This window comes from Streptomyces sp. NPDC008313, assembly GCF_042956125.1.
In the GTDB taxonomy this organism is placed as follows: Bacteria; Actinomycetota; Actinomycetes; order Streptomycetales; family Streptomycetaceae; genus Streptomyces.
This window is the reverse complement of record NZ_JBIBFR010000001.1, coordinates 407,398-431,748: the sequence shown is the minus strand read 5'-3', so window position 1 is coordinate 431,748 and position 24,351 is coordinate 407,398. Positions and strand designations below refer to the sequence as shown.

Genomic DNA, 24,351 nt, shown 5'->3' with positions numbered 1-24,351 from the left:
CGCGGCTCGCTCAGTACCCGTCGTGCGTGCTGATCACGCCGGAGAAGAAGAAGTGCTCCACCCCCACGTACCTGAAGAGCAGCAACAACGCCGCGAAGCAGACCCTGACGGCGACGGTCAGTGCCCCCGGTGACGACTCCGGTACGGCAGCTCAGCTCCTGACAGCCGACTCGGCCAAGGCTGCTTCCTCGTCCGGCACAGCCACCGTCCTCGCCGCGACGGCGGACACCGGAGGCGACGGAGGCGACTTCAATGCGACGGGGCTGGCTCCGTCATCGGAGTGGGGCGTCGACGCCGGCTCGGGCGCCTTCACCTGGTCGTACCCGATGACCGCTCCGCCCGTTCCCGGCGGTCTCCAGCCCACGGTCGGCCTCAGCTACAACTCGCAGTCCATCGACGGCCAGACGGCGACCACGAACAACCAGGGCTCCTGGATCGGCCAGGGATTCTCATTCGACCCCGGCTACATCGAACGTACCTACAAGCCGTGCGCCGAAGACGGCCACGGTGACACCAACGGTGACGAGTGCTGGGCCTTCGACAACGCCACGCTCGCTCTCACAGGCGGAACCTCCGGTGAGATCATCAAGGACGACACCACCGGCGACTGGCGGATCAGCAGCGACGACAACTCCAAGGTCGAGCACCTGACCGGCACCACGAATGGCGACAACAACGGTGAGTACTGGAAGGTCACGACCGCCGACGGCACCCAGTACTTCTTCGGCCTCAACCAGCTGCCCGGCTACGCGAGCGGCAACGAGACCACCGGTTCCACCTGGACCGTGCCCGTCTACGGCGACGACTCCGGCGAACCCTGCTACGACGCCACCTTCGCGGACGCCTTCTGTACACAGGCCTGGCGCTGGAACCTCGACCACGTCATCGACCCGCACGGCAACGTCATGTCGTACTACTACGGCAAGGAGACGAACCACTACACGCAGGGTCTGAAGACCACCGAGAACGGCAAGGCGTACGTCCGCGGCGGCTACCTCAAGCGCATCGACTACGGTCAGCGCGCCGGCAAGGTGTACTCGACGCAGCCTGCCGCCCGCGTCGTCCTCACCACCGCCGAGCGCTGCATCGGCGACCTCACCGACTGCGAGGCGAGCGACCTCACCGACTCCACGGCCGCCGACTGGCCGGACGTTCCCTGGGACCAGAACTGCAAGGCCGACAGCAAGTGCCCTGGCCAGAACTCCCCGACGTTCTGGACCCGCAGGCAGCTGACCAAGGTCACCACGCAGATCCGTACCGGCGACTCGTCCTTCGGCGCCGTCGACGAGTGGAGTCTCGCGCACGACTACACCGACAACGGTGACGGCTCCAAGTCGCTGTGGCTCAAGGGCATCGACCACACCGGCAAGCCGGGTACTGACGTCTCCGTGCCTTCCGTCGTGCTCGGTGGGCAGCAACTCGCCAACCGTGTCGACAAGTCCGGGGACAACCTTCAGCCGTTCTACCGCTTCCGCCTCTCCTCGGTGAAGAACGAATCCGGCGGCGTGCTCAGCGTCAACTACGCAGATCCGCAGTGCACCACCAGCAACCTGCCCGCCGAGGACTCATCGACCAAGCGGTGCTTCCCGGTGAAGTGGAATCCACCGGGTGCAGAGGACCCGATCCTCGACTGGTTTCACAAGTACGTCGTCGCCTCCGTCACGGAACAGGATCTGACCGGGGGCAACGCCGACCAGGTCACCTCGTACACCTACCTCGGCGACGCCGGCTGGCGGAAGGCGAAGCCGGACGGGATCACCAAGGCCGAGTACCGGACCTGGGGTGACTGGCGCGGCTACGGAAAGGTGCGCGTCGAGACCTCGGACGGCACTGTCTCCGACGCGAACACGAAGACCGAACACATCTTCTTCCGCGGCCTGGACGGTGACGTCGACGCGAGCGGTGACTCCCGCTCCGCGACCGTGACCGACTCCAACGGGACCTCGTACGAGGACTCGGACTGGAAGGCCGGCCAGGAACTGGAGACGCTGACCTACAACGGGTCCGACGTCACCGAGAAATCGGTCACCGTGCCGTGGACCGAGGTGACCGCCACACACGCCGCGGACTGGGGGACACACAAGGCGCGTTACGTCCGGCCGGGTTCGACGGACTCCTACACCGCCCTCATCTCCGGCGGCTGGCGCCACACACGTTCCTCCACCACGTATGACACCGCTACCGGCCGCGCCACGCAGGTCGACGACGACGGTGAGGTGGGGGCAACCGACAACGAGTGCACTCGCACCACCTACGCCGACAACAGCAGCCTGCACCTGTACTCCTACGTGGCGCGGGTGGAGAAGGTGAGCGTCGACTGCGCCACCACCCCCGACCGTGCCACCCAGGTCATCTCCGACGACCTCACCCTGTACGACGGCACTTCCACCGTGGGCGCCGCCCCCACCAAGGGAAATCAGACCACCACCCGGCAGCTCGCGTCACACGACGGGACCACGGCTACCTACCGGACGACGGCCGTCACGACGTACGACGACTACGGCCGTCCGCTCGTGGTGAAGGACGCCTCCAACTACTCCTCGCCCACGGCTTATACCTCCTCCACCACCTATACCGAGACGAACGGCCTCGCGACCCGCTCGACCGTCACCAACCCCCTCGGCTGGACCACGTCCACCGAGTACGCCCCCGAGCGGGGCCTGCCCACCGCGAAGGTCGACCAGAACGGCAAGCGCACCGAACTCGCCTATGACGCCCTCGGCCGGCTCGCCTCCGTCTGGCTGCCGGACCGCATCGGCCTGAGCGCCTCCATCAAGTACGCGTACCTGATCCGTGGTGAGAGCGGTCCGACCGCCGTCCACACCCAGAAGATCGAGAACGACGGCACCTCGTACGGCAGCGAGTGGTCCCTCTACGACGGCCTGCTCCGCCCGCGCCAGGAGCAGACCGAGGGGCCGGACGGAAACCGCCTGGTCGCGGACACGCTCTACGACGGTTCCGGCCGTGTGTTCAAGACCAACGACACCTACTACACCACCGGCGCCCCGTCCTCCTCGCTCTTCGAACCCGTCAACGCGAGCCTTGAGGCGCAGACGGTGACGGAGTTCGACGGCGCGGGCCGCACCACGGCTTCCGTCTTCAAGGTGAAGGGGGCGGAGAAGTACCGCACCTCGTACGCGTACGGCGGTGACCGCGTGACCACCACGCCGCCCTCCGGCGGCACGAAGACCACCGTCGTCACCGACGCCCGGGACCGCACGACGACGCAGATCGCGTACCCGTCGGGCGGCGACGCGGTCACCACCTCCTACGACTACACGGACGCCGGCCTGCTGTCCGGGGTCAGGGACGACGCCGGGAACGCCTGGAAGTACACGTACGACCAGCTCGGCCGCGCGAAGACCGCCGTCGACCCGGACACCGGCACGGCGTCCTACACCTATGACGCGCTGGACCGGCAGACGTCCGTCACCGTCAACGGCGACAAGACATCCACCGTGTACGACGCGCTGGACCGCCCTGTGTCGACCTGGCAGGGCGAGGCGGACACCGGCACAAAGCTGTCGGTGACGAAGTACGACACGATCGCCAGAGGCGAGTTGTACGGGACCTACACGTACAAGAACGGCGCCGTCTATTCGGCGGTCACGTACCCGAAACTCGACGAGCGGAACGACTACAAGCCCACCCAGACGAAGTACACCCTGTCCAAGACGGCCGAACCCGAACTCGGCGGCACCTACGAGTACACCGCCCAGTACAACGACGATACGACCGCCAAAGCACAAGGGCTCCCGGCCGCGGGTGACCTGTCCGCCGAGTCTCTCTCCTACCAGTACGACAGCCTGCAACGCCCCGTCGGTCTGACCACCTCGCTGGGCGGCTTGAGTTATGTCTCGAGCGCTTCCTACTCAGCGACGTCCTTGCTGCAGACGCTCCAGCTGACCACAGGCGGAGCGAACGATCCCAAGTCGACGCTGGGCTTCGCGTACGAGGCGGGCACGGACCGCCTCACCCACGCGACCGTCCAGCCGGGCGGCGCCACCACTCTGGCCTACGACGCGCGCTACACGTACGACGACATCGGCAACATCCGCTCGATCGCCGACACCCCGGGCACGGGCGCGGGCGACGCACAGTGCTTCAGCTACGACGGGCTGCGCCGGCTGACCGAGGCGTGGACCTCATCGGAGTCCTCGGACAACGCCTCCGGCACCGGTGGGACGGACGCGGCCTGCACAGCCGGGGCGTCGTCCACGACGGTCGGCGGAGTGTCCCCGTACTGGACGGAATACGGCTACGACTCGATCGGCAACCGAACCAGCGAGACCCGGCACGGCCTGAACGGCGCCGGCACCGCGACGCGCGCCTATGCCTACGGCGACGGATCCGGCCCGAACGGTACGGACTCCGGCCCGCACACCGTGGCGTCGGTGACGGAGAAGACCGAGGCGACGAGCACCACGCCGCAGGTCACCTCGCAGGACACCTACACGTACGACGCGTCCGGCAACACGAAGACGCGTGTCCTGTCCGGAGACACACAGTCCCTGGACTGGGACAAGCAGGGTGAGCTGACCAAGGTCACGAACGCGGACGGCACGGTGACGTCGTACACGTACGACGCGTCCGGCGAGCGGATCATGCGGGAGACGCCCAAGGAGAAGACGCTCTACCTGCCGGGCACCGAACTCCACCTGGACAAGTCCACGTCCAAGGTGACGGCGACCCGGTACTACTCCTTCGGCGGCCAGACGATCGCCATGCGGGAGGCGGACGGCGTCCACTTCCTCGCCGCGGACCACCAGGGCACGGCGGAGTTGGCCATCGACGCCAAGACGGGCGAGACGACCCGCCGCCGTTCGGACCCGTTCGGCAACGCCCGCGACGAGTCCTCTTCCTCTTCCTCCTCGTCCTCCGGCTGGGTGAACGACAAGGGCTTCGTGGGCGGCACGATCCAGGACTCCACCGGCCTGACGACCCTGGGCGCACGAGAGTACGACTCCGACACGGGCCGCTTCCTCTCCGCCGACCCGGTCATCGACTACAACGACCCGCAGCAGATCAACGGCTATGCCTACGCCAACAACAGCCCGGTCAGCTTCAGCGACGCCTCGGGTCTGCGGCTCGCGGACTGCGTAGGCGGCTGGGACGAGTGCGGCCCGGGCCCGAAGAAGCACTCCGGGGCTGTCGGCACCCGCGACAACTCGGGCAGCAACGGGAGCATCAGCCCCAGAGTCTCTGTGGGCGACTACTACACGCCCGCCCAGCAGAAGGCGGACGAGGCCCGGGCCAAGGAGGAGGAGAACAAGCAGCGGGCGATCGCCATCGCCAAGGAGCTCGCCAAGATCGTCGCCGACGAACTCGGCATCACGGACGCGCTGGACTGCTTCACCACAGGCAACCTGGGCGCCTGCGGCAACACCGCGCTCAACGTGGTCTCCTCCTTCCTGGGAGGCGGACCGCTCGCCAAGTTGGCCAAGAAGTACTTCCTCCGCTGGGACAAGGCCGCCGCTCTGGCCAAGCGAATCGTCGGCCTGGGCAAGAAGCTGTGGGCCGGCTTCCAGGACTGGCGAAAGAGCAAGAAGGCTGCGGGGGCGGCCGAGGAGGCAGTCCAGGAGTGCAACAGCTTCACGCCCGACACCAGAGTCCTCATGGCCGACGGCAGCAAGAAGAAGATCAAGGACGTCGACATAGGCGACGAGGTCGTGGCCACCGACCCGGAATCCGGTGAAACGAAGACCGAGACGGTCACGGCAGAGATCCAGGGCACAGGCCTGAAGCACCTGGTCAAGATCTCCGTCGACGTCGACGGGAAGAAGGGCTCGAAGACGGCTTCGGTCACCGCGACCGACGGGCATCCCTTCTGGGTTCCGGAGCTCGGGGAATGGCTCCAGGCCACTGACCTCCAGCCGGGTGAGTGGCTGAGCACGAGCGCGGGCACATGGGTCCAGATCACAGCGGTCAAGCGCTGGAGCGCGCCGACGGCCACTGTTCACAATCTCACTGTCAGTGACCTGCACACGTACTATGTGCTGGCGGGGGATGCATCAGTACTCGTACACAACATCGGCGGAAAGAAGGGCGGGTACGGGGATGCGTGCAAGCTCTTCTTTCCCGGTGAGCATGCCGGAGGCACGATTCCAGCACGTAATCAGGGTCGTTCGTGGACGCCGGCCGAAATTAACCAGACAAACGTGAATGGAAACATGTACGGGTGTCATACTTGTGGGACGAAGACATCCGGATATCCGGCGGGAACGTGGGTTAAGGATCATCAACCGGTCTCGACATTCGTAGACCGTAGTGTTGAGCAGCAGCTGTTCCCGCAGTGCATGGCATGTAGTGCGGCTCAAGGAAGGGCGGCAGCGCAAATGAAGCGGGATAATATCAATCCATACACGGACTTGTGATTTAGAGTAAGCGTGCGTCGCCTGGGGTGGTGTGACAGGCGGCGCGGGTCGCCTCGTGCTCGCGTAAAAGACTGCGGGAGGGGTCTCCGACTCGTTTCGCGGCCTCAGGTAAAGGGTAAAAGGTGAAGTGCAGATGGAAGAATTCTTGGCGAATGTGCCGTGGGGGATTTTGAAGATTGAGGCGGTAGGTGGCGATGGGGATATCCCGGACGCAGATCCAGGCCTTGGACCCGTCTCGGCCAATGAAACATGTGTGACCGTTACGGTTATCCATGGCGATTTCGGGCAGGTTCGGGTGCGAATCGGTAAGGGTGTTCTTGTAGAGTCGGAAACGGTCGCATTCTCTGGTGTTATTGCGTGCCCGACCAGGATTGTCGAAATTTCGGACATCATCGGAGATGAATCCTACTTGCAGTTGCCGGTCAGTTCCAGCAGGGTGGAGATCACCGTCGGGCTTGACCGGCTAGAACTGGCGGAGGCGGTAACTATCGGCTTGCGGGAATTGTAATGTATTTTGCGGCCGCTATGGATGATCGACTTCCCGCCACCGCTCGCTCACGCTTCAAAATGGAATGGCTGCGTCCCCGATGCTGGAAGGGCGATTAGAGCCTGTTCGGCGGATCATGTGCCCTTTCTGACCGGTCGCTCGTTGGTCCGGTCATGGGTCGGGGGGCGGCTGCCGCCCAATGGCCATCCTGCGCACGCCAGGTCAGCGGGGCGACGCCCCTCACCTGGTTGAAGTCCTGGACCGGAACTATGTCCCCCCCCCGGCCGCTGGGCGGGCGGCCTCGAACCAGGCCCGACCACGTCAGCGGCGACAAGACAACAGCTCCCGCCGAAAACGCTGTTACCTGCGAAGACGCCGCATCCGGCACACGATCCCGGAACCGAAGGATCAGCGGGCCAACCGGCGACGTAGAGGCAGCCAGGGCGGCAGGTCCGTCGGCTTCGACCGCGACCGGTTCCTCGTGTGCCACTATGCGGAGACGTAGGGCCGCACGAACCTGCTTATCGGAGGGCTGATAGTGAATGCCCTGCGGCGCCGGAGGGCGGGGCTCGGGCGGGTGCCAGTGGGAACGGGCGGGCTCAGTCCAGCTTGGCCGCCTGGGCCTTGATGAGGTCCTTCGGGATGTCGTACTTGGGGGCGTCCTTGCCGGCGAAGGAGGCCAGGCTCAGGGAGTAGTACGTGGCGATCGTGTTGCCGTGGCGGGCGATCTCGCCGTGGACCAGAGCCGGTTCGCCCTCCGCGTCGGCCGTCACCGCGAACGCGACCGACTCGTCGCCGATGCCGGACGCCTTCTCCGCCTCGACCTTGGTGAATCTCTGCGTCTCGCCGTCGGTCGTCGCCGTGAACCCGCCCGTACAGCCCTTGACCGCCTCCCTCACCGCGGACATGGTGTCCTGAGCGCTCCCACCCTCGTACGAGGAGAGCGAGACGACCGTCACCGTGCCGCCGAGGGCGTCGGTGGCCGCGTCCATCGCGGCGTCGAGTTCCTCGTCCGTCATGTCCTCCATCTTCTTGGTGGACGTCGCGGCAGGGGCCGGCTTCCCCTCCTCGGTGGCCATGAGGTTGACGTCCGCGGCCGAGTCACCGGGCGAGAACCCGGTGGACACGTACGCGAGCGGCGCGCACTTCTCGTCCTTGACCTTGATGTCGTCCTTGCTCGACGCGAACTGCTCGCTCTTACCGGTCGACTCGACCTTGAAGCCGTCGACGTCCTCCGCCGTGATGAGCAGTTTCTTCAACTCGCCCTTGCTCAGCACCGTGCCGGTGGCCGAGGAGCCCTTGTCCGCGGAGGCACTGGACGGCTTGCTGTCCGAACCCGAGTCCGACCCGCTGTCGGAGCAGCCGGTCACCAGGGCGAGCGAGAAGGCGGAGGCCGCGATGGCAGTTCCGGTGCGCGACAGTGCGAGTCTCTTCATTTTCGGAACGGTTCCTTCGGTCGGTACGCGGATCGGGGCCCCGGCCGAGCCGAGGCAGACCGATCGTCCGTGATCTTGAGGTGGACGGGAGCATGGGGTAGTGGTCAAGGGCACGTCAAGGACACCCTTGGCGTATCGCGCCATGCGCTCTCTCGCTGCGGAGACCACCTTCCGGCGCCGGGAGATTGGCAGACATGGGCCACTCGGGCGACGGGAATTGCCCCGAATGCGGCCTTTGAATGTGGCCCAAATCTGCCATTCGCGCTGTCAAGCCTGGCGAGCTGGGGTGGTCCTGAGGTAGGGGCCGAGCCCCCGCGGTTGCACGGCGCTGTAAAGTAGGAATGACCCCTACTTTGCGGCAACCCTACTTTATGGCTCCGAGGGGAGCTCCGACGGCGGGAGAGTGCGATGGCCTTCACAGGGCGTCGGCGGGAGTTGCGCATCCTTGACTCATGGCTCGGCAAGGTGCGCTCGCCGACCGGAGGCAGTCCCGGGCAGGCGTTGGTCCTCAAGGGGCGGCGCAGGATCGGAAAGACCCGGCTGGTGCAGGAGTTCTGCGCGAGGTCCGGGGTTCCGTACGCGTTCTTCCAGGCGACCCGCAGCCAGCCCGCGCCGCTGGCCCGGCAGGCGCTGTTCGATGCCGTGGCCGAAGGGGAAGGGTTGCGGGAACACGCGGGGGCGCTCGGCCATGCGGCGCCCCCCGAGGACTGGGTGCGTTCCCTCGCCGCTGTCGCGGCGGCGCTGCCGACTCGGGAACCCTCGATCCTCGTACTGGACGAGGTTCCCTGGCTCGCCGAAACCGACCCCGGATTCGACGCGGCGCTGAAGACCGCGTGGGACATGCATCTGTCCGCCAAGCCGGTGTTCCTGCTGCTGTTGGGGTCCGACCTGGCCATGATGGACCGGCTCACCTCCTACGACCATCCGTTCTACGGCCGGGCAGGGCAGTACACGGTCGGCCCGCTCAATCCGGCGGACGTGCGCGACGTCACGGAACTGGACGCCGCCGCCGCCTTCGACGCCTACCTCGTCACCGGCGGGTTCCCGGAGGTCGTCACCGGTTGGCGGCCCGGGGAGGAGCTGTCCTCCTACCTCGCGCGGCAGCTCGAGGACCCGTCCTCGGTGCTGCTGACTACAGGAGAGCGCTCGCTCGCGGCGGAGTTCCCGGCGCGGTTGCAGGCGGGTCGGGTGCTGCGGGCGATCGGGTCGGGTGAGCGGACGTTCTCCGGGATCGCGGCCAGTACGGGGGGCACGGGCGGTCAGCCCCTCGCGCACGGGACCCTCGCTCCGATACTGACCGAACTCGTCGACGCCAAGAAGATCGTGGCCGTCGACATGCCGCTCTCCGACCGCCCCGCCCCGAAGCTCAAGCGGTACCGGATAGCCGACACCTATCTCCGTTTCTGGCTCGCGCATCTCGAGAACGCGGTCGCGCAGGCCGAGCGAGAGCGAGGCGCGCAGTCCCTGGCCCGGATCCAGAAGTCCTGGCCCTCCTGGCGTGGCCGGGCGATCGAGCCGGTGGTGCGCGACGCGCTCCTCCGACTGCTGCCCGACGCGGCTTTCCCCGACGTCTTCGAGGTGGGCGGCTGGTGGAACCGGCAGAACAACCCGGAGGTGGACCTGGTGGGCGCGGACGCCGGCCCCGTGGCCGGTGCCGTGCACTTCGTGGGATCGGTGAAGTGGCACGACGACGCCCCCTTCGACGGGCGGGATCTGGCGGAGCTCAGGGAACACGCGCGCCACGTGCCGGGCGCGGAGCGTGCCGTGCCGGTCGCCGTCACCCGAACCGCTCCCGACGCCCGGACGCGCGACGACCTCGCGGCGTGCTGGCAGCCGGACGACCTGCTCGCCGCGTGGAACGCGTAGCGGGTCCTGCGGGGGTGGCGGCGGCTGACAGTTCGAGGTACGGGGATAACGCCGGGCCGCGGCGAGTGGCAGGTGTAACCCCGCTGATCAGGAGCTTTGCTGCCATTGATCACTGGCGTGGTGTGTGTGCCGCGTGAAAGCCTGTTACCGACGGGTACCCAAAAGGTCGCGACCGGCATACCCTGCGCGCATGACGGACTCGCAGGCCCCCGAGCAGGCCACGGACAGCACCACCGCGGACACGACCGGTACGGACGCGGCCGGGACGGCTGCCGCGGTCGGTACCGATACGACCGGCGCCGACGCGGCCGGGACGGCTGACGCCGCCGGGACCGCCGAAGCCGACGGGACGGCTGACGCGGCCGGGACGGCTGCCGCGGTCGGTACCGATACGACCGGCGCCGATGCGGCTGACGCGGCCGGGACGGCTGACGCGGCCGGTGCCGGTGGCGGCGCTTCCCACGCCCCGGCCGGGACCCCCACCCCGGCCGGTACGAACCCCCTCGCGCCCGCCCCGCAGGGTGCCCGTACCGCCGCCGACGTGGTCACGCCCGAGCTGGTCGCGCAGCTCACCAAGGGTGTCGTCGGCTCCGGGCGGACCGCCAACCACACGCCGTTCACCGGCGAGAAGCTGGCCGACCTGCCCGAGTCCACCCCCGAGGACGTGGCCACCGCCTTCGAGCGGGCCCGCGCCGCGCAGGCCGTCTGGGCCGCGACCCCCGTGCGGGAGCGCGCCGCCGTGCTGCTGCGTTTCCACGACCTGGTGCTCGCCCGGCAGGCCGAGGTGCTGGATCTGATCCAGCTGGAGACCGGCAAGGCCCGTCTGCACGCGCACGAGGAGGTCCAGGCCGTCGCCGTGGCCGCCCGCCACTACGGCCGCAAGGCACCCGCCTACCTCAAGCCCAAGCGGCACACCGGCGCCGTCCCCACACTCACCCGCGTCAGCGAGCTGCGCCACCCGCGCGGCGTCGTCGGCCAGATCGCGCCCTGGAACTACCCGCTGGAGCTGTCCGTCGGCGACGCCCTGCCCGCCTTCGCCGCGGGCAACGCCGTCGTGATGAAGCCCGACACCGAGACCTGCCTGACCGCCCTGTGGGCGCGCGACCTGCTCATCGAGGCCGGGCTGCCCGCCGAGGTGTTCCAGGTCGTCCTCGGCGACGGCCCGGTCGTCGGTCCGGAGATCGTCAAGCACGCCGACTACGTCTCCTTCACCGGCTCCACCCGCACCGGCCGCGAGGTCGCCCAGGGCGCCGCCGCCCGCCTGGTCGGCGTCTCCCTCGAGCTCGGCGGCAAGAACGCCATGCTGGTCCTGGAGGACGCCGACCTCGACAAGGCGGCCGCCGGTGCCGTCCGCGCCTGCTTCTCCTCCGCCGGCCAGCTCTGCATCTCCATCGAGCGCCTCTACGTCCACGAGTCCGTCGCCGACGCCTTCCTCGAGCGCTTCGCCGCCCGCACCAGGGCCATGCGCCTCGGTACGTCCCTCGCGTACGGCGCGGACATGGGCTCGCTGGTCGGCGAGCGGCAGCTGGAGACGGTCACCCGGCACGTGGAGGAGGCCGTCGCGAAGGGCGCGACCCTCGTCGCCGGCGGCGTCGCCCGGCCCGACATCGGCCCGTACTTCTTCGAGCCCACCATCCTCGACGGGGTCGAGGCCCCGATGGCGGTCTGCGGTGAGGAGACCTTCGGACCGGTCGTCTCGATCTACCGCTTCACGACCGAGGACGAGGCCGTCGAGGCCGCCAACTCCACGTCGTACGGCCTGAACTCGTCCGTCTGGACGAAGGACGGCCGGCGCGGACGTGCCGTCGCCGCCCGGCTGCGCACCGGCACCGTCAACGTCAACGAGGGTTACGCGCCCGCGTACGGAAGCGCCCAGTCGCCCATGGGCGGCATGAAGGACTCCGGTCTCGGCCGCCGGCACGGCTCCGAGGGCATCCTCAAGTACACCGAGGCGCAGACCGTCGCCCACCAGCGGCTGTTGCCGATGGCGCCGTCCCTCGGCATGGACGACGAGAAGTACGCGGCGTTCATGAGCACCAGCCTCCGGGTCATGAAGGCGCTCCGCCTCCGTTAGACCGGCCGCCAGTGGCCAGTGGCCAGTGGCCAGTGGTCAGCCGTCGGCCTTGAGCCGTCAATCAGGCCCCGGAACCCGCCCGTTCTCGATGAGGAGAGCACGTGTCACAGGAGAACTCCGTCCAGCAGGACAAGGGCGGCGACGGCGCCCACGACGGCAGTAAGCCCGACGGCAACGCCCATGACGACAGCGCGTACGACGACAGTGCCTACGACTACGACGTCCTCGTCGTCGGTTCCGGCTTCGGCGGGTCCGTCACCGCGCTGCGGCTGACCGAGAAGGGCTACCGGGTGGGCGTCCTCGAAGCGGGCCGCCGCTTCGAGCGCACCACGCTGCCCAAGAACTCCTGGGACATCAGGAACTATCTGTGGGCGCCCGCCCTCGGCATGTACGGCATCCAGCGCATCCACCTGCTGGGCAACGTGATGGTGCTGGCGGGCGCCGGTGTCGGCGGCGGCTCCCTCAACTACGCCAACACCCTCTACGTACCGCCGAAGCCGTTCTTCGAGGACCCCCAGTGGAAGGACATCACGGACTGGGAGGAGGAGCTGACGCCGTACTACGACCAGGCCCGGCGCATGCTGGGTGTGCGGCTCAACCCGACCATGACCCCCTCGGACGTCCACCTCAAGGCCGCGGCCGAGCGGATGGGCGTCGGCGACACCTTCCACATGGCTCCGGTCGGCGTCTTCTTCGGAGACGGCGAGGACGCCGCGGGCGAGACGAAGGCCCGGCCCGGTGAGGAGGTCACCGACCCGTACTTCGGGGGCGCGGGGCCCGCCCGCAAGGGCTGCATCGAGTGCGGCGAGTGCATGACCGGGTGCCGGCACGGCGCGAAGAACACCCTGAACGAGAACTACCTCTACCTCGCCGAGAAGGCCGGCGCGGTCGTCCACCCCATGACGACCGTCGTCTCCGTGACCGACGACTCGCGGGGCGGATACGCCGTCGCCACCCTGCCCACGGAGGCGAAGCGGAAGGGCGCGAAGAAGCGCGGGGGCGCGGGTCGTACGTTCACCGCGCGCCGGGTCGTGGTCGCCGCCGGTACGTACGGCACGCAGACCCTGCTGCACCGGATGAAGGCGGGCGGACAACTGCCGTACCTCTCCGACAGGCTGGGTGAGCTGACCCGTACCAACTCCGAGGCGCTGGTCGGCGCGCAGACCGACAACCGGCGCTACCGCAAGGCGCACGGCGCGCCACGGGCCGACTTCACGCGCGGAGTGGCCATCACGTCCTCGATCCACCCGGACGAGAACACCCACATCGAACCCGTCCGCTACGGCAAGGGGTCCAACTCGATGGGCGGGCTGTCCATCCTGCAGGTCCCGTACGCCGAGGGGTCGTCCCGGGTCCTCGGCTGGCTCGCCCACGCGGCGAAGCACCCGATGCTGGTGGCCCGTTCGCTGTCGAACCGCCGCTGGTCGGAGCGGACCATCATCGGCCTGGTGATGCAGTCGCTGGACAACTCCCTGACGACGTACCTGAAGCCGAAGGGCGCGGGGAAGGGGCTGCTGACCGCCCGCCAGGGACACGGTGCCCCCAACCCCAAGCAGATCAGGGCCGCTTCGGAGGCCGCGACCGCGATCGCCGAGGAGATCAACGGCTTCGCGGGCAGCAACGTGGGCGAGCTGATGGGGACGCCGCTCACCGCCCACTTCCTGGGCGGCTGCCCCATCGGCGACTCCCGCGAGACCGGGGTGATCGACCCGTACCACCGGCTGTACGGGCACCCCGGTATCTCCGTCGTGGACGGTGCCGCCGTCTCCGCGAACCTCGGCGTCAACCCGTCGCTGACCATCACGGCTCAGGCCGAGCGCGCGATGTCGTACTGGCCCAACAAGGGCGAGGCCGACCCGCGTCCGGCGCAGGGCGGGGCCTACGCACGCCTGAAGCCGGTCGAGCCCCGCACGCCCGCGGTCCCGGCTGACGCCTTCGGCGCCCTGAGGCTGCCGCTCCTGGGGATACCGGCGGTGCCGCCCAAGAAGCGGACGACGCCCGGGAAGCAGGCGCCGGCGAAGAAGTAGCGGCGTCCGCGTCAGGACGTGATGAGAGAAGAAGGACCTGTGCCCCCCTCCTGGCCCAGGTCCTTCTTCTCTGGCTTCTTACGCGGTACTGCTGCGTGGTACGGCTGCGCGGCACCGTCGAGCGGTAGTGCCGCGCGGCGGAGTACTACGCGGCCGCGTCACCGCTCCTGCGGCGGCGGACCGTGAACACCGCACCGGCACCCGCGACGACGGCGATGCCGCCGACGAGGCCGATGGTCGGCAGCGCGGAGCTGGAGCCGGTCTCGGCGAGGCTGCCGGTCGGCAGCTGGGAGACGTCACCCTGCGGCTTCTTGACGGAGCCCTTGTCACCCTTGTCGTCCGGCGTGGCGTCGCCCGGCTCCGGGTTCGCGGAACCGGCCTTCAGGACCTCGAAGTCGTACTGGGCCCAGCCCTCGGCGATGCAGTCCTGGCCCTTGACGTTGTCGAGGTAGGCACCGGAACCGAAGGAGTAGGCGTCGCCCGCGGGCGCCTTGGCGTCGATGCTGACGCGCAGGTCGACCTTCTCGCTGGCCTTGGCCTCGAGAGTGTCGACGAAGAAGAAGTAGTCACCGGCCCACTCGTCGGTGCCGATGCGCTCCCACTTGCCGGACTCGGGGTTCTTGAACTCCAGGTCGACGTACTGGCTGAGGAACTTGTCCACGTCCAGCTCGTAGTTCTCCACCTCGGCGTAGAAGGCGACGTCCTGGACGTCGGCCTTGCTCTCGTTGGTGACGACCAGCTTGAAGGAGTGGTAGCCGTCTCCGGCGACGATCTTGCCGGGCAGGCCCTTGAGGTCGGCGGACACCTTGGCGGAGCCGTAGTCGCCGTCCACGTCCTCGCAGAAGGGGGCATCGGGGTCGGTCGGCTCGTCGCTCGGTTTGGCGGTCGGCGAGGCCGGCGTCGACACGGAGGCCGAGGCGGACGGCGAGCCGCTCGCGGAGGCGGAGGCGGACGACGCGGACGCGCTGGGCGCCGGACTCGTCGTCTCGTCGGAGGCCGGGGTGGACGCGGGCGTCGACGCTGCCGAGGAGGACGACGTGGACTCCGCGGTGTCTCCGTCTCCCGCGAACGCTGCCGGTGCCGACAGCAGAGCCAGCGGTGCTATGACAGCGGTCGTGGCCGCTGCGGCCATGGCGCGGCGAAGCTTCATGAGGACCTCGGTAAGTCGGTTTGCACCGCACGTCGCGGTACGGGCGTCAGGGAGGCCGCTACGCGTGTGGGGCGCGGATGTGGCCGGTGGTTCAGCAGGTGTGACCGGCGAGGGTCGTGGATGGTTGCCCCTTCATTCACGGAATTCTTATGTGGACTGGATCACACCAGGGCTTCCTTCTCGGTGGTCCCGAATCGTTACCTGCCTGGACGTGTAAACCGCTGGTAAAAGAGCTGGTCGAGCGCTTACATAATGGCTCGGCGCGGACGGGGGTCCGCGCCGTTCAACGTGAAGCATGAGGGTGGAATCGTGAAGTCAAGGGTGTCGCGTGTCGCAGTCGCCGTTTCGGTCGTGGCCGCGCTGGGGTTCACCGCGGCCTGTGGCGGGGACGGTGACAAGGACGGGGAGTCGTCCTCCAAGCCGGCGAAGACCGCCGGGTCCACGGCCTCGAAGGACGCCGGTGACGCGAAGGAGACGACGGCCAAGAAGCCCGCGCTGACCGAGGCTCAGCTGAACGAGGCGGCCCTCGCCGACGGTGACGTCAAGGGCTACAAGGTCGAGAAGATGCCCGCCGCGGACATGCCTGCCGCGAGCGTCCCGGCGACGCCGGCCACCTGCCAGCCGCTCGCCGACATGTTCTTCTTCACCTCGGACCCCGCGGCCACCGACCGCACCGGCCGCACCCTCGCCGCGAAGGACCAGCTGGACGCCACGGTGACCTCGCTGGCCCTGCTCGCCCACGACGACGGCGACGCCGAGAAGGTCATGGCCGGTCTGCGCACGGCGACGGAGAAGTGCAAGTCCTACGAGCACACCGACTACAAGTACAGCGACGTACAGGCCCTCGAGGCGCCCGAGGCGGGCGACGAGGCGGTCGCGTACAAACTGAAGGGCAAGATCGAGGGCACCACCATCCCGATGGCCTTCACGATCGTCCGCAGCGGCTCGACGCTCGCGGGGTTCTACTCGATGAACGCGCTCGACGCCGCCAAGGCGAAGATCCCGGCGGACGTCATCGAGGCGCAGGTGGCGAAGCTGGAGAAGCTCGCGAAGTAGTGGGGGACCGTCGGCCGGCTCCGGGCGTCCCCGGAGCCGGCCGTTCTCTTGGGTGACCGGGCTGCTGTCCCCTGCCGTCCGGTCACACCCCTGGAGCGAGGTCCCACGGCGCACGGCGCGAGCCGTACGCCTCACCGCTCCAGCGGAGCCACGCGTGGTTTCTTTCGGGGCCGCCCCTGGCTGGCACGGACAACGGGACCAACGAAGCGGGCGGCGCACCGGTCACGCGCCGTACGGGTGACACGACGTACGCCCCGGTTACGCGCGCCCCGGTTACGCGCGCCCCGGTCACGCGCGCCCCGGTCACGCGCGGCGCCTGGCCCACGGGGCCGCGCCGGTCAGATGCGGCCCCGGCACAGCTCCAGCAGGGTCATCGCCAGGGACGTGCCCTGCTTGCCCAGCGCGTCCCGGAAGTGACCGAGGACCTCCATCTCGCGGGAGAGGTTCACCCGGCGGCCGCCGGAGGAGATCCGGGCCTCCTGGATCACCGCCGAGACGGCCATGCGTTCCTGTACGAGTCCGATGATCCGGTCGTCGAGCGCGTCGATGCGCTCGCGTGCGCCGGTGATCACGTCCGCGGCCTCGTCGGTGCGTGCGCCGGTCTTGTCGAGTACGTCCGCCATGGTGGGGCTCCTGTGGGTCGGGGTGCCCCGGAGCGGCAAGGTCCGGAAACGGCAGGCGCCCCGGGCCTTGTCGGCCCGGGGCGCCTGGGAAGTCGCTTGTCAGTTGCTCAAGCAGCACGACCATGGCAGCCGGTGGGCCCGGTGCCATAGGTAAAGACGAAGGTCTGGTGCGTGAGCATGGCCGCAGTATGCCAGCGGGGGCGGGGCGGGCGGTACACGGGGCCGCATGGTGAGACGCGGGGCCGAGCGGGGCCTGGGCCGGGCCTGGGTCTTGGCCGCGCCTGGGTCTTGGCCGCGCGTGGGTCTGAGCCGGGACTGCGCCGGGCCTGAACCGGGCCTGAACCGGGTGGGCCCGCCCTCTCCGCCGCCGCCCCCTCCGCCCCCTCCCGTTCCGGGTCCGGAGCCCCCCGCCCCGGACCCGCTCCCGGGCGCCGGACGGGCCGAATCCCGGCCCGGAAGGGGCGCGGTCGGCACCCGGTAGAATTGGCCTACAGCCCCCGCTCACCTGCTCACCGCCGGAAGGCAATCCGTGCCATCAGCGAACCCCGCTGCCGCCGCCCCCGACACCGTCCTGGTCGTCGACTTCGGTGCGCAGTACGCCCAGCTCATCGCCCGCCGTGTCCGTGAGGCCAGGGTCTACAGCGAGATCGTGCCGAGCACCATGCCGGTCGCCGAGATGCTCGCCAGGAACCCGGCTGCGATCATCCTCTCCGGCGGCCCCTCGTCGGTGTACGCGGAGGGCGCTCCTAGTCTCGACCGCGCGCTCTTCGAGGCCGGTGTGCCCGTCTTCGGCATGTGCTACGGCTTCCAGCTGATGGCCACCACCCTCGGCGGCACCGTCGACAACACCGGCGCCCGTGAGTACGGCGGCACGCCGCTGCACGTCTCCAAGCCCGGCTCCACCCTGTTCGAGGGCACTCCCGACGAGCAGTCCGTGTGGATGTCGCACGGCGACGCGTGCAGCGCCGCCCCGGAGGGCTTCACCGTCACCGCGTCCACGGACGTCGTACCGGTCGCGGCCTTCGAGAACGACGAGAAGAAGCTGTACGGGGTCCAGTACCACCCCGAGGTCATGCACTCCACGCACGGCCAGCTGGTCCTCGAGCACTTCCTCTACCGCGGCGCGGGTCTCACCCCGTCCTGGACGACCGGCAGCGTCATCGACGAGCAGGTTGCCCTCATCCGTGAGCAGGTCGGCACCAAGCGTGCCATCTGCGGTCTCTCCGGAGGCGTGGACTCCGCTGTCGCCGCCGCCCTCGTGCAGAAGGCCATCGGCTCGCAGCTGACCTGCGTGTACGTCGACCACGGTCTGATGCGCAAGGACGAGACCGAGCAGGTCGAGAAGGACTTCGTCGCGGCCACCGGCGTCCAGCTGAAGGTCGTCGAGGCCGAGGAGCGCTTCCTGGCAGCGCTCAAGGGCGTCTCGGACCCGGAGCAGAAGCGGAAGATCATCGGCCGGGAGTTCATCCGGGTCTTCGAGCAGGCCCAGGCGGAGATCATCGCCGAGGCCGAGCACGGCGAGGACGTCGCCTTCCTCGTCCAGGGCACCCTCTACCCGGACGTCGTCGAGTCCGGTGGCGGCACCGGCACGGCGAACATCAAGTCCCACCACAACGTGGGCGGGCTCCCCGAGGACCTCGAGTTCGAGCTCGTCGAACCGCTGCGCAAGCTGTTCAAGGACGAGGTGCGGATGGTCGGCCAGGAGCTGGGCCTGCCGGACGAGATCGTCCAGCGCCAGCCCTTCCCCGGCCCCGGCCTCGGCATCCGGATCGTCGGCGAGGTCACCAAGGAGCGTCTGGACCTGCTCCGCGAGGCCGACGCCATCGCCCGCGAGGAGCTGACGGCGGCCGGCCTCGACCGCGACATCTGGCAGTGCCCCGTCGTGCTGCTCGCCGACGTCCGCTCGGTCGGCGTGCAGGGCGACGGCCGGACCTACGGCCACCCGATCGTGCTGCGCCCCGTGTCGTCCGAGGACGCCATGACGGCCGACTGGTCGCGGCTGCCGTACGACGTCCTCGCGAAGATCTCGACCCGCATCACGAACGAGGTCGCGGACGTCAACCGCGTCGTCCTCGACGTGACGAGCAAGCCGCCGGGCACCATCGAGTGGGAGTAGTCCCACCCGCTTCGTGAGAAGGCGCCACCCGCCCGGGCGGCGCCTTCTCACATACGCGCGACCCTCAGCCGGACACGTGACGAGACGTATTCCCGTCCGGGTCGCCCCGCCGGTCCCCGCTGCCGGCCGGACGTGTCCGCGCGCCCCGCGCGACCGTCGTCCGCTCACTTCACGGACGGCCCTGTTCTCACCGGCTCACCGCGGGTACCTTCCGCTCCGTAACGATCCGCCAGTGCTGGAGGAGCTATGCACGGGCCCACACCGCCCCTGCCCGTACCGACCGACCAGCTGCGGTTCGCCATGCCGCCGATGTACGAGTCGCTGGAGGACGAGCGCAGGCACCGCAAGGAGCGGCTGGCCGGGGCGCTGCGGATCTTCGGTCGCCTCGGCTTCGAGGACGGGGTGTCCGGGCACATCACCGCGCGCGACCCGGAGTTCAGCGACTGCTTCTGGGTGAACCCGTTCGGGATGCCGTTCAAGCACGTCACCGTGAGCGACCTGGTGCTGGCCAACCAGGAGGGGCAGGTGGTCGAGGGCCGCTACCACGTCAACCAGGCGGCGTTCACCGTGCACGCCCAGGTGCACGCCGCGCGGCCCGACGTCGTCGCCGTCGCCCACTGCCACTCCGTGCACGGGCGCGCCCTGTCGGCCCTCGGCGGCCTGCTCGACCCGATCACCCAGGAGTCCTGCGCCTTCTACGAGGACCACACGCTGTACGACGCGTACAGCGGAGTCGCCGTCGACGCCGAGGAGGGGCGGCGGATCGCCTCGGCGCTCGACACCCACAAGGCGCTGGTCCTGCGCAACCACGGACTGCTGACCGTCGGCGACTCGGTGGACGCGGCGGCCTGGTGGTTCCTGTCGATGGAACGCTCCTGTCAGGTGCAGCTGACCGCCAGGGCCGCGGGCCGCCCCGTGCTCATCGACCACAAGCAGGCCGTCGCGACCCGCGAGCAGCTCGGTGGCGACCTCGTCGCGTGGATCAACTACCAGCCCCTGTGGCAGGACGTCAGCCGCGCGGAGCCGGACCTGCTCTCCTGACGGCCCGACGCCCCCGACGCCGACGCCCCTGATACCCCTGACTTCCTCTGGCCATCGGCGTACCGACAGGACCGTCCCTCGCCTCCCGTGACGGGCCCGGCGACCCTTCCCCGTCAACACGGCGCCGGGTCGTCACCCACCGCTGACCAGACCTGCCGGACGCGAAGGGCCCTCAGTACGGCACAATGCGCTGTCGTCACGGGGGCAATGGGTGGGTAGTCGGCGGGGCGGCCGGATGTACGGAGGTCCGGCCCCACGGGAATCGGTGCGGGGAAGGCGGCGGCGGGCGTGGCGGTGCAGGAGGCGCGACACGGCGCGGAACGCGGTGCGGGAAGCGGTGCCGGACCCGGTGCCGGATCCGGGCGCGGCGGCACGGGACCCGGCGCGGGGACCGGCGAAGGGCCGGGAGCGCACGCGGGCGGCTGCACCTGCGGCGACTGCCCCCACGGGGCCCGCGAGGGGCACCGGCGGGCCGTCGCCGCGTTCCTGCGCAAGCGCGACGAACTGGCGTCCGGGGTGGGCCTGCCCGCGGCGGTCGCCCACTCGGTGTCCGCCTCGCGGCAGTGGGTCTCGGACGAACTGACCCAGTCCGCCGACCTGGTGGCCGAGTGCGGGCGGGCCGAGGGCCAGGCCTGGCTGGGCCGGCTGTGGCGGCGTACGGCGTGCGTGGTGTGGGGGGCCGTGACGGTGCTGCTCCTCGTGCAGGCGCTCACCGCGATCGGCGCGGGCTGGACGGCCGCCCGTACGGCCGGACTGGCGGCCGCGGTGCTGGTGGGCGGTCTGCTGACCGCCGCCGGACACGTGCACCGGGCGCGCGGCGGTGCCCTCGCGCCCGTGATCGGCGAGGACAACCGGCTCTCCACCTCCCGCGCGATGGCCGCGAGCTGGGTGCTGCTCGCCGTCTACTCCGTACTCGTCCTCGTGGGGCAGCTGGCCGCCGCCTCCGGACACCGTTCCCGGGACGGCCTGATCGCCGGGCTGGACCTCGCCCGCGGCGCCGGGATGGTGACCGTCGTCGCCGTGGTCTGCGGGATCGCGGTGCTGGTGCGCCGGGTCGTGGGACTGCGGGTGCTCGGGCAGCGGCTGCAGAAGGTGCGCGCCGACCGGCCGCGGGCCGCCGACCTGCTCACGGACGACTCCGGGCGCGGCAGTTTCGCCGACATCCAGTACGTGGTGGTCGGCACCGCCGCCCTGCTCTTCGCGGTGGTGCGGCTCGCCCGGCGACCCGGTCAACTGCCCGACCTGCCCTGGGGGCTCGCCCTGCTGGTGCTGGTGTCGGCGGCCACGTATCTCGCGGGGAAGTACGCGGAGGGCGGGCGCCCGGTGATCCTCTCCGTGGTCCGCGCCCGCGAGGCCGGCGACCTGGACGCGCCCATCCGTACCGGCGACGACATCGAGATCCGCGGCGCGGGCTTCGTCCCGCCGGGCGCCACCACCGCCGGCAGGCTGTCCCGCATGGTCGTCCGCATCGGCGCAGTCAACGTCCACGTCCCGCTGGTCCCCGTGACGGGCGGCTTCAGCAACCCCACGGACGCCGTCCTCACCGTCCCCGTGCCGGTCGACGTGGAACCGGGCCGCGTCGAGGTCCAGGTCGTCACAGCGGCGGGAGTGGAGACGAACCGCTGCGTGATCGAGGTGGCGGACTAGGCCAGGCCGCGCAGAGCCGAAGGTCGCCCCAACAGAAGAAATCGGTGCCCGAGGGTTGAGCGGGAGCCGGTTGGCGTACGTATGGTCTGTTGATGGGTCAACCATGTGGGGCGAGAGGCGGCTGACTGTGATGACGCACGGTATACGTACGGATACCCGGTCTCCTCATCTCGGCGGCGACCGGGGCTGGCGCGACACCGCCTCGCGGTACGCCCTGGTGCCCCTGCGTGTCTTTCTGGGCGTCACCTTCATCTACGCCGGCCTGGACAAGCTCACCGACAGCGCGTTCATGTCCGACTCCGGGACGGGGTCGATCGGCGACATGATGCGCGCCGTCCGGGACTCCTCGGCGATCCCGGCCCTCGTCGACCTGTCCCTGAAGAACCCCGTCGGCTTCGGCTACGCCATCGCCTTCGGTGAGCTCGCTGTCGGGATCGGCACGCTGCTGGGCCTGTTCGCGCGGCTCGCCGCGCTCGGCGGGGCGCTGATCTCCCTCAGCCTGTGGCTGACGGTGAGCTGGGCCTCCGACCCGTACTACTACGGAAATGATCTCGCCTACCTCATGGCCTGGCTGCCACTCGTCCTCGCCGGTGCCTCCGTCCTCTCCGCCGACGCCGCCCTGGGCGCGCGGCGACGGCAGAGGCAGGGCGGCGGGTACTGAGCGTCCGGGCGCCGTCGACGGGCCGGACCGTCGTCCGGTCCTCGGTGCCCGGCGGTCGCCCGGCTCCGGTGCCCGCCGCGCTACGGCTTCTCGGCCGCGGGCGGCTGTCCGTCCTGGGCGGACGGACGACGGCTGCGTATCGCGTGGCTCACGGCGCCCGTCGCCCCGGCCAGGGACAGCCCGCCCACGACGAGCGGGAGGGCGGTGAACCACGGAGTGGTCCACCAGCCGCCCGCGTCACCGGCGTAGACGACTCCCGTGCAGGCGAGGAAGAGGCCGGCCACCAGCTTTCCGGGCCGGATCTCATGACGTAGCACGGGTCACCTCCGCCAGTCCCGCTCCGACCTCGAGGTCCAGGTCGAGCGTGCCGCCGTCCTTGCCGCCCCCCTTGGGGGAGAGCGTCACCTGCTTGTTCTTGCCCGGCTCCACGTCCAGGTCCTTCTTTCCGTCGCCCGGCAGCTGGATGTCACCGACACCGACGTCGGCGCTCAGCCTCACCGTGGCGTCCTTCGGGACGATCACATGCAGCCGGCCCAGGCCCACCTGAACGCGTGTGGTGACCGTCCGGTCCTTGGAGAGGTCGAGGCCGGTCAGGTCCAGCGTCCCCACTCCTGTGCCCAGCTCGTACTTCTGCTGTACGTCGGAGACGGCCGTCGGCGTCCAGTCGGTCCGTGCCCAGTGGGTGCTCATGTTCTCGGGCAGCGCGGCGGAGCCGGCGAGCAGCCCCGCGGTGACGACGGCCAGGAAGACCGATCCGGCGCCGGTCCGTCCGGCGAACGCGCTGACCGCGATGCCCGTCCCGAACACGGCGAGCGCGCAGGCCAGGCCGGTCTGCAGGCTGGTGCCGAGCGTGTGGTCCTCCCACGTCAGCCCGGTGCCCAGGCCGGCCGCGAGGAGGGCAAGCAGGAATATGTAGCCGCCGATCCAGCGCGGACCCCGCTGCCTCGGCACCGTCGACGCGCGCACGTCCCGCCGGGGCACCGTGCCCCGGGCGATGTTGACGGCGGCCGCGATGTCGCGGTCCCGGCTGTCCCGGGGGCCCCAGAGATATCCGGTGCCGCCCACGTGCGAGCCGTCCTTGACGATCGGGTCGCGCCACCAGGACGGGTAGGCCGTCGGGACCGGTGGTGCCTTCGCCTCCGGCGGGGCGTCCGCGGCGGCCTGGGCGGCCAGCGGGTCGGGGTCGGGGGCGCCGCGGTGCTGGGACCAGTACCCCGCGCCCGCGAGGAGCAGGGAGAGGATGACGGCGAAGGCCAGCACGCTGCCGTTGTTGAGCATGGAGAGGAACACGCCGCAGCCGACGAGGGCGAACAGCACCCCGGCCAGCGACTGGCCGTCGACGCGGCCGGTCAGCAGCTTGCGCACCTCGTTCTCGTCCTCGTCGTCGGACGGGACGAACAGCCACGCGAACCCGTAGAAGATGAGGCCGAGGCCGCCCGTGGCCGCGAGCACCGCGAGGACGATCCGGAAGATCACCGGGTCCATGTCGCACCGCCGCCCGAGCCCGGCACAGACACCGCCCAGCATCTTCTGCCGACGGTCGCGCCGGAACCCGCGCGGAGCCCCGGCCGTGTCCCCGGCCATGTCTCCGAGCGTGGCCCCGGGCGCCCCCGGCGGCGCGGTGCCGGGCGGCTCGGCGCCGGGGCCGGGCCGCGGGCCCGGTTCCCGTTCCGATGCCGCGTGCTGCTGATCTGTCATGCGTACATCGTGACGGCTGGGGCCGCCCGGTGGCAGCCGGGATGACCCTGGACGAACCCTGAGATCGTCCCTGACACCCGGCCGGGAACCGTTCG

The 24,351-nt window shown here is 69.8% G+C and carries 15 protein-coding genes and 1 pseudogene; 11 read left to right on the top strand and 5 right to left on the bottom strand.

The genetic code is table 11. From position 1 onward, the window contains the following. Nucleotides 1-26: 26 nt before the first annotated feature. From ACFY93_RS01930 to ACFY93_RS01920, 3 genes and pseudogenes are all read left to right on the top strand, one after another. Nucleotides 27-6,374 carry a polymorphic toxin-type HINT domain-containing protein gene (locus ACFY93_RS01930; RefSeq protein ID WP_391352722.1) on the top strand — a complete coding sequence of 2,116 codons (6,348 nt, stop codon included), beginning with the start codon at nt 27-29 and terminating at the stop codon, nt 6,372-6,374. A gap of 133 nt (nt 6,375-6,507) precedes the next feature. Continuing rightward, nucleotides 6,508-6,882 (top strand): hypothetical protein, encoded by a 375-nt coding sequence (locus ACFY93_RS01925; protein ID WP_391352720.1) that lies wholly within the window; start codon nt 6,508-6,510, stop codon nt 6,880-6,882. A 163-nt stretch (nt 6,883-7,045) separates the two neighbouring features. Further along, nucleotides 7,046-7,330 (top strand): annotated as a pseudogene (locus tag ACFY93_RS01920) (IS5/IS1182 family transposase); the annotation flags it as partial. A 130-nt stretch (nt 7,331-7,460) separates the two neighbouring features. Here ACFY93_RS01920 and ACFY93_RS01915 read toward each other — a convergent pair. Then, entirely contained in the window at nt 7,461-8,297 is an 837-nt protein-coding gene (locus ACFY93_RS01915) for a hypothetical protein (RefSeq protein WP_391352718.1), read from the bottom strand. A 408-nt stretch (nt 8,298-8,705) separates the two neighbouring features. Between ACFY93_RS01915 and ACFY93_RS01910 the strand changes: the two genes are divergently transcribed. From ACFY93_RS01910 to ACFY93_RS01900, 3 genes are all read left to right on the top strand, one after another. Then, complete coding sequence (locus ACFY93_RS01910; protein ID WP_391352716.1) at nt 8,706-10,163, top strand: AAA family ATPase; 1,458 nt, start codon at nt 8,706-8,708, stop codon at nt 10,161-10,163. 190 nt (nt 10,164-10,353) lie between these two features. Continuing rightward, nucleotides 10,354-12,237: a succinic semialdehyde dehydrogenase gene (locus ACFY93_RS01905; protein ID WP_391352714.1), complete on the top strand. Its 1,884-nt coding sequence runs from the start codon at nt 10,354-10,356 to the stop codon at nt 12,235-12,237. A gap of 101 nt (nt 12,238-12,338) precedes the next feature. Next, a complete protein-coding gene (locus ACFY93_RS01900; RefSeq protein WP_391352712.1) occupies nt 12,339-14,264 on the top strand; it encodes a GMC oxidoreductase in 1,926 nt (641 codons plus the stop codon). Between the two features lie 145 nt (nt 14,265-14,409). Here the strand turns inward: ACFY93_RS01900 and ACFY93_RS01895 are convergent, their stop codons facing one another. Then, complete coding sequence (locus ACFY93_RS01895) at nt 14,410-15,414, bottom strand: LPXTG cell wall anchor domain-containing protein (RefSeq protein WP_391352710.1); 1,005 nt, start codon at nt 15,412-15,414, stop codon at nt 14,410-14,412. A 321-nt stretch (nt 15,415-15,735) separates the two neighbouring features. Between ACFY93_RS01895 and ACFY93_RS01890 the strand changes: the two genes are divergently transcribed. Continuing rightward, entirely contained in the window at nt 15,736-16,470 is a 735-nt protein-coding gene (locus ACFY93_RS01890; protein WP_391352708.1) for a hypothetical protein, read from the top strand. Between the two features lie 338 nt (nt 16,471-16,808). Here ACFY93_RS01890 and ACFY93_RS01885 read toward each other — a convergent pair whose 3' ends face one another. Then, nucleotides 16,809-17,132 carry a chorismate mutase gene (locus tag ACFY93_RS01885; protein WP_391352706.1) on the bottom strand — a complete coding sequence of 108 codons (324 nt, stop codon included), beginning with the start codon at nt 17,130-17,132 and terminating at the stop codon, nt 16,809-16,811. A gap of 490 nt (nt 17,133-17,622) precedes the next feature. On the opposite strand from ACFY93_RS01885, the gene guaA reads away from it, so the two are divergent. The 4 genes from guaA to ACFY93_RS01865 all read left to right on the top strand — a co-directional run bounded on the left by guaA (nt 17,623) and on the right by ACFY93_RS01865 (nt 22,558). Continuing rightward, on the top strand, nt 17,623-19,209 hold the full coding sequence (gene guaA / locus ACFY93_RS01880; protein WP_391352704.1) for a glutamine-hydrolyzing GMP synthase: 1,587 nt from the start codon (nt 17,623-17,625) through the stop codon (nt 19,207-19,209). 246 nt (nt 19,210-19,455) lie between these two features. Further along, on the top strand, nt 19,456-20,250 hold the full coding sequence (locus tag ACFY93_RS01875) for a class II aldolase/adducin family protein (protein WP_391352702.1): 795 nt from the start codon (nt 19,456-19,458) through the stop codon (nt 20,248-20,250). A gap of 288 nt (nt 20,251-20,538) precedes the next feature. Next, nucleotides 20,539-21,897 (top strand): hypothetical protein, encoded by a 1,359-nt coding sequence (locus ACFY93_RS01870; protein WP_391352701.1) that lies wholly within the window; start codon nt 20,539-20,541, stop codon nt 21,895-21,897. Nucleotides 21,898-22,027: 130 nt separating this feature from the next. Next, nucleotides 22,028-22,558, top strand: a complete 531-nt coding sequence (locus tag ACFY93_RS01865) for a DoxX family membrane protein (protein WP_391352699.1) — start codon at nt 22,028-22,030, stop codon at nt 22,556-22,558. An 80-nt stretch (nt 22,559-22,638) separates the two neighbouring features. Here ACFY93_RS01865 and ACFY93_RS01860 read toward each other — a convergent pair whose 3' ends face one another. After that, entirely contained in the window at nt 22,639-22,875 is a 237-nt protein-coding gene (locus ACFY93_RS01860) for a hypothetical protein (RefSeq protein WP_391352697.1), read from the bottom strand. Then, nucleotides 22,862-24,256 carry a PspC domain-containing protein gene (locus ACFY93_RS01855; RefSeq protein WP_391352695.1) on the bottom strand — a complete coding sequence of 465 codons (1,395 nt, stop codon included), beginning with the start codon at nt 24,254-24,256 and terminating at the stop codon, nt 22,862-22,864. The genes ACFY93_RS01860 and ACFY93_RS01855 overlap by 14 nt, the downstream gene beginning before the upstream one ends. Nucleotides 24,257-24,351 lie beyond the last annotated feature (95 nt).

Coding starts and splice junctions, on each gene's coding strand:
- ACFY93_RS01855 (WP_391352695.1), bottom strand. CDS start 24,256: ATGACAGATCAGCAGCACGCGGCATCGGAACGGGAACCGGGCCCGCGG.
- ACFY93_RS01865 (WP_391352699.1), top strand. CDS start 22,028: ATGACGCACGGTATACGTACGGATACCCGGTCTCCTCATCTCGGCGGC.
- ACFY93_RS01905 (WP_391352714.1), top strand. CDS start 10,354: ATGACGGACTCGCAGGCCCCCGAGCAGGCCACGGACAGCACCACCGCG.
- ACFY93_RS01895 (WP_391352710.1), bottom strand. CDS start 15,414: ATGAAGCTTCGCCGCGCCATGGCCGCAGCGGCCACGACCGCTGTCATA.
- ACFY93_RS01915 (WP_391352718.1), bottom strand. CDS start 8,297: ATGAAGAGACTCGCACTGTCGCGCACCGGAACTGCCATCGCGGCCTCC.
- ACFY93_RS01875 (WP_391352702.1), top strand. CDS start 19,456: ATGCACGGGCCCACACCGCCCCTGCCCGTACCGACCGACCAGCTGCGG.
- ACFY93_RS01910 (WP_391352716.1), top strand. CDS start 8,706: ATGGCCTTCACAGGGCGTCGGCGGGAGTTGCGCATCCTTGACTCATGG.
- ACFY93_RS01925 (WP_391352720.1), top strand. CDS start 6,508: ATGGAAGAATTCTTGGCGAATGTGCCGTGGGGGATTTTGAAGATTGAG.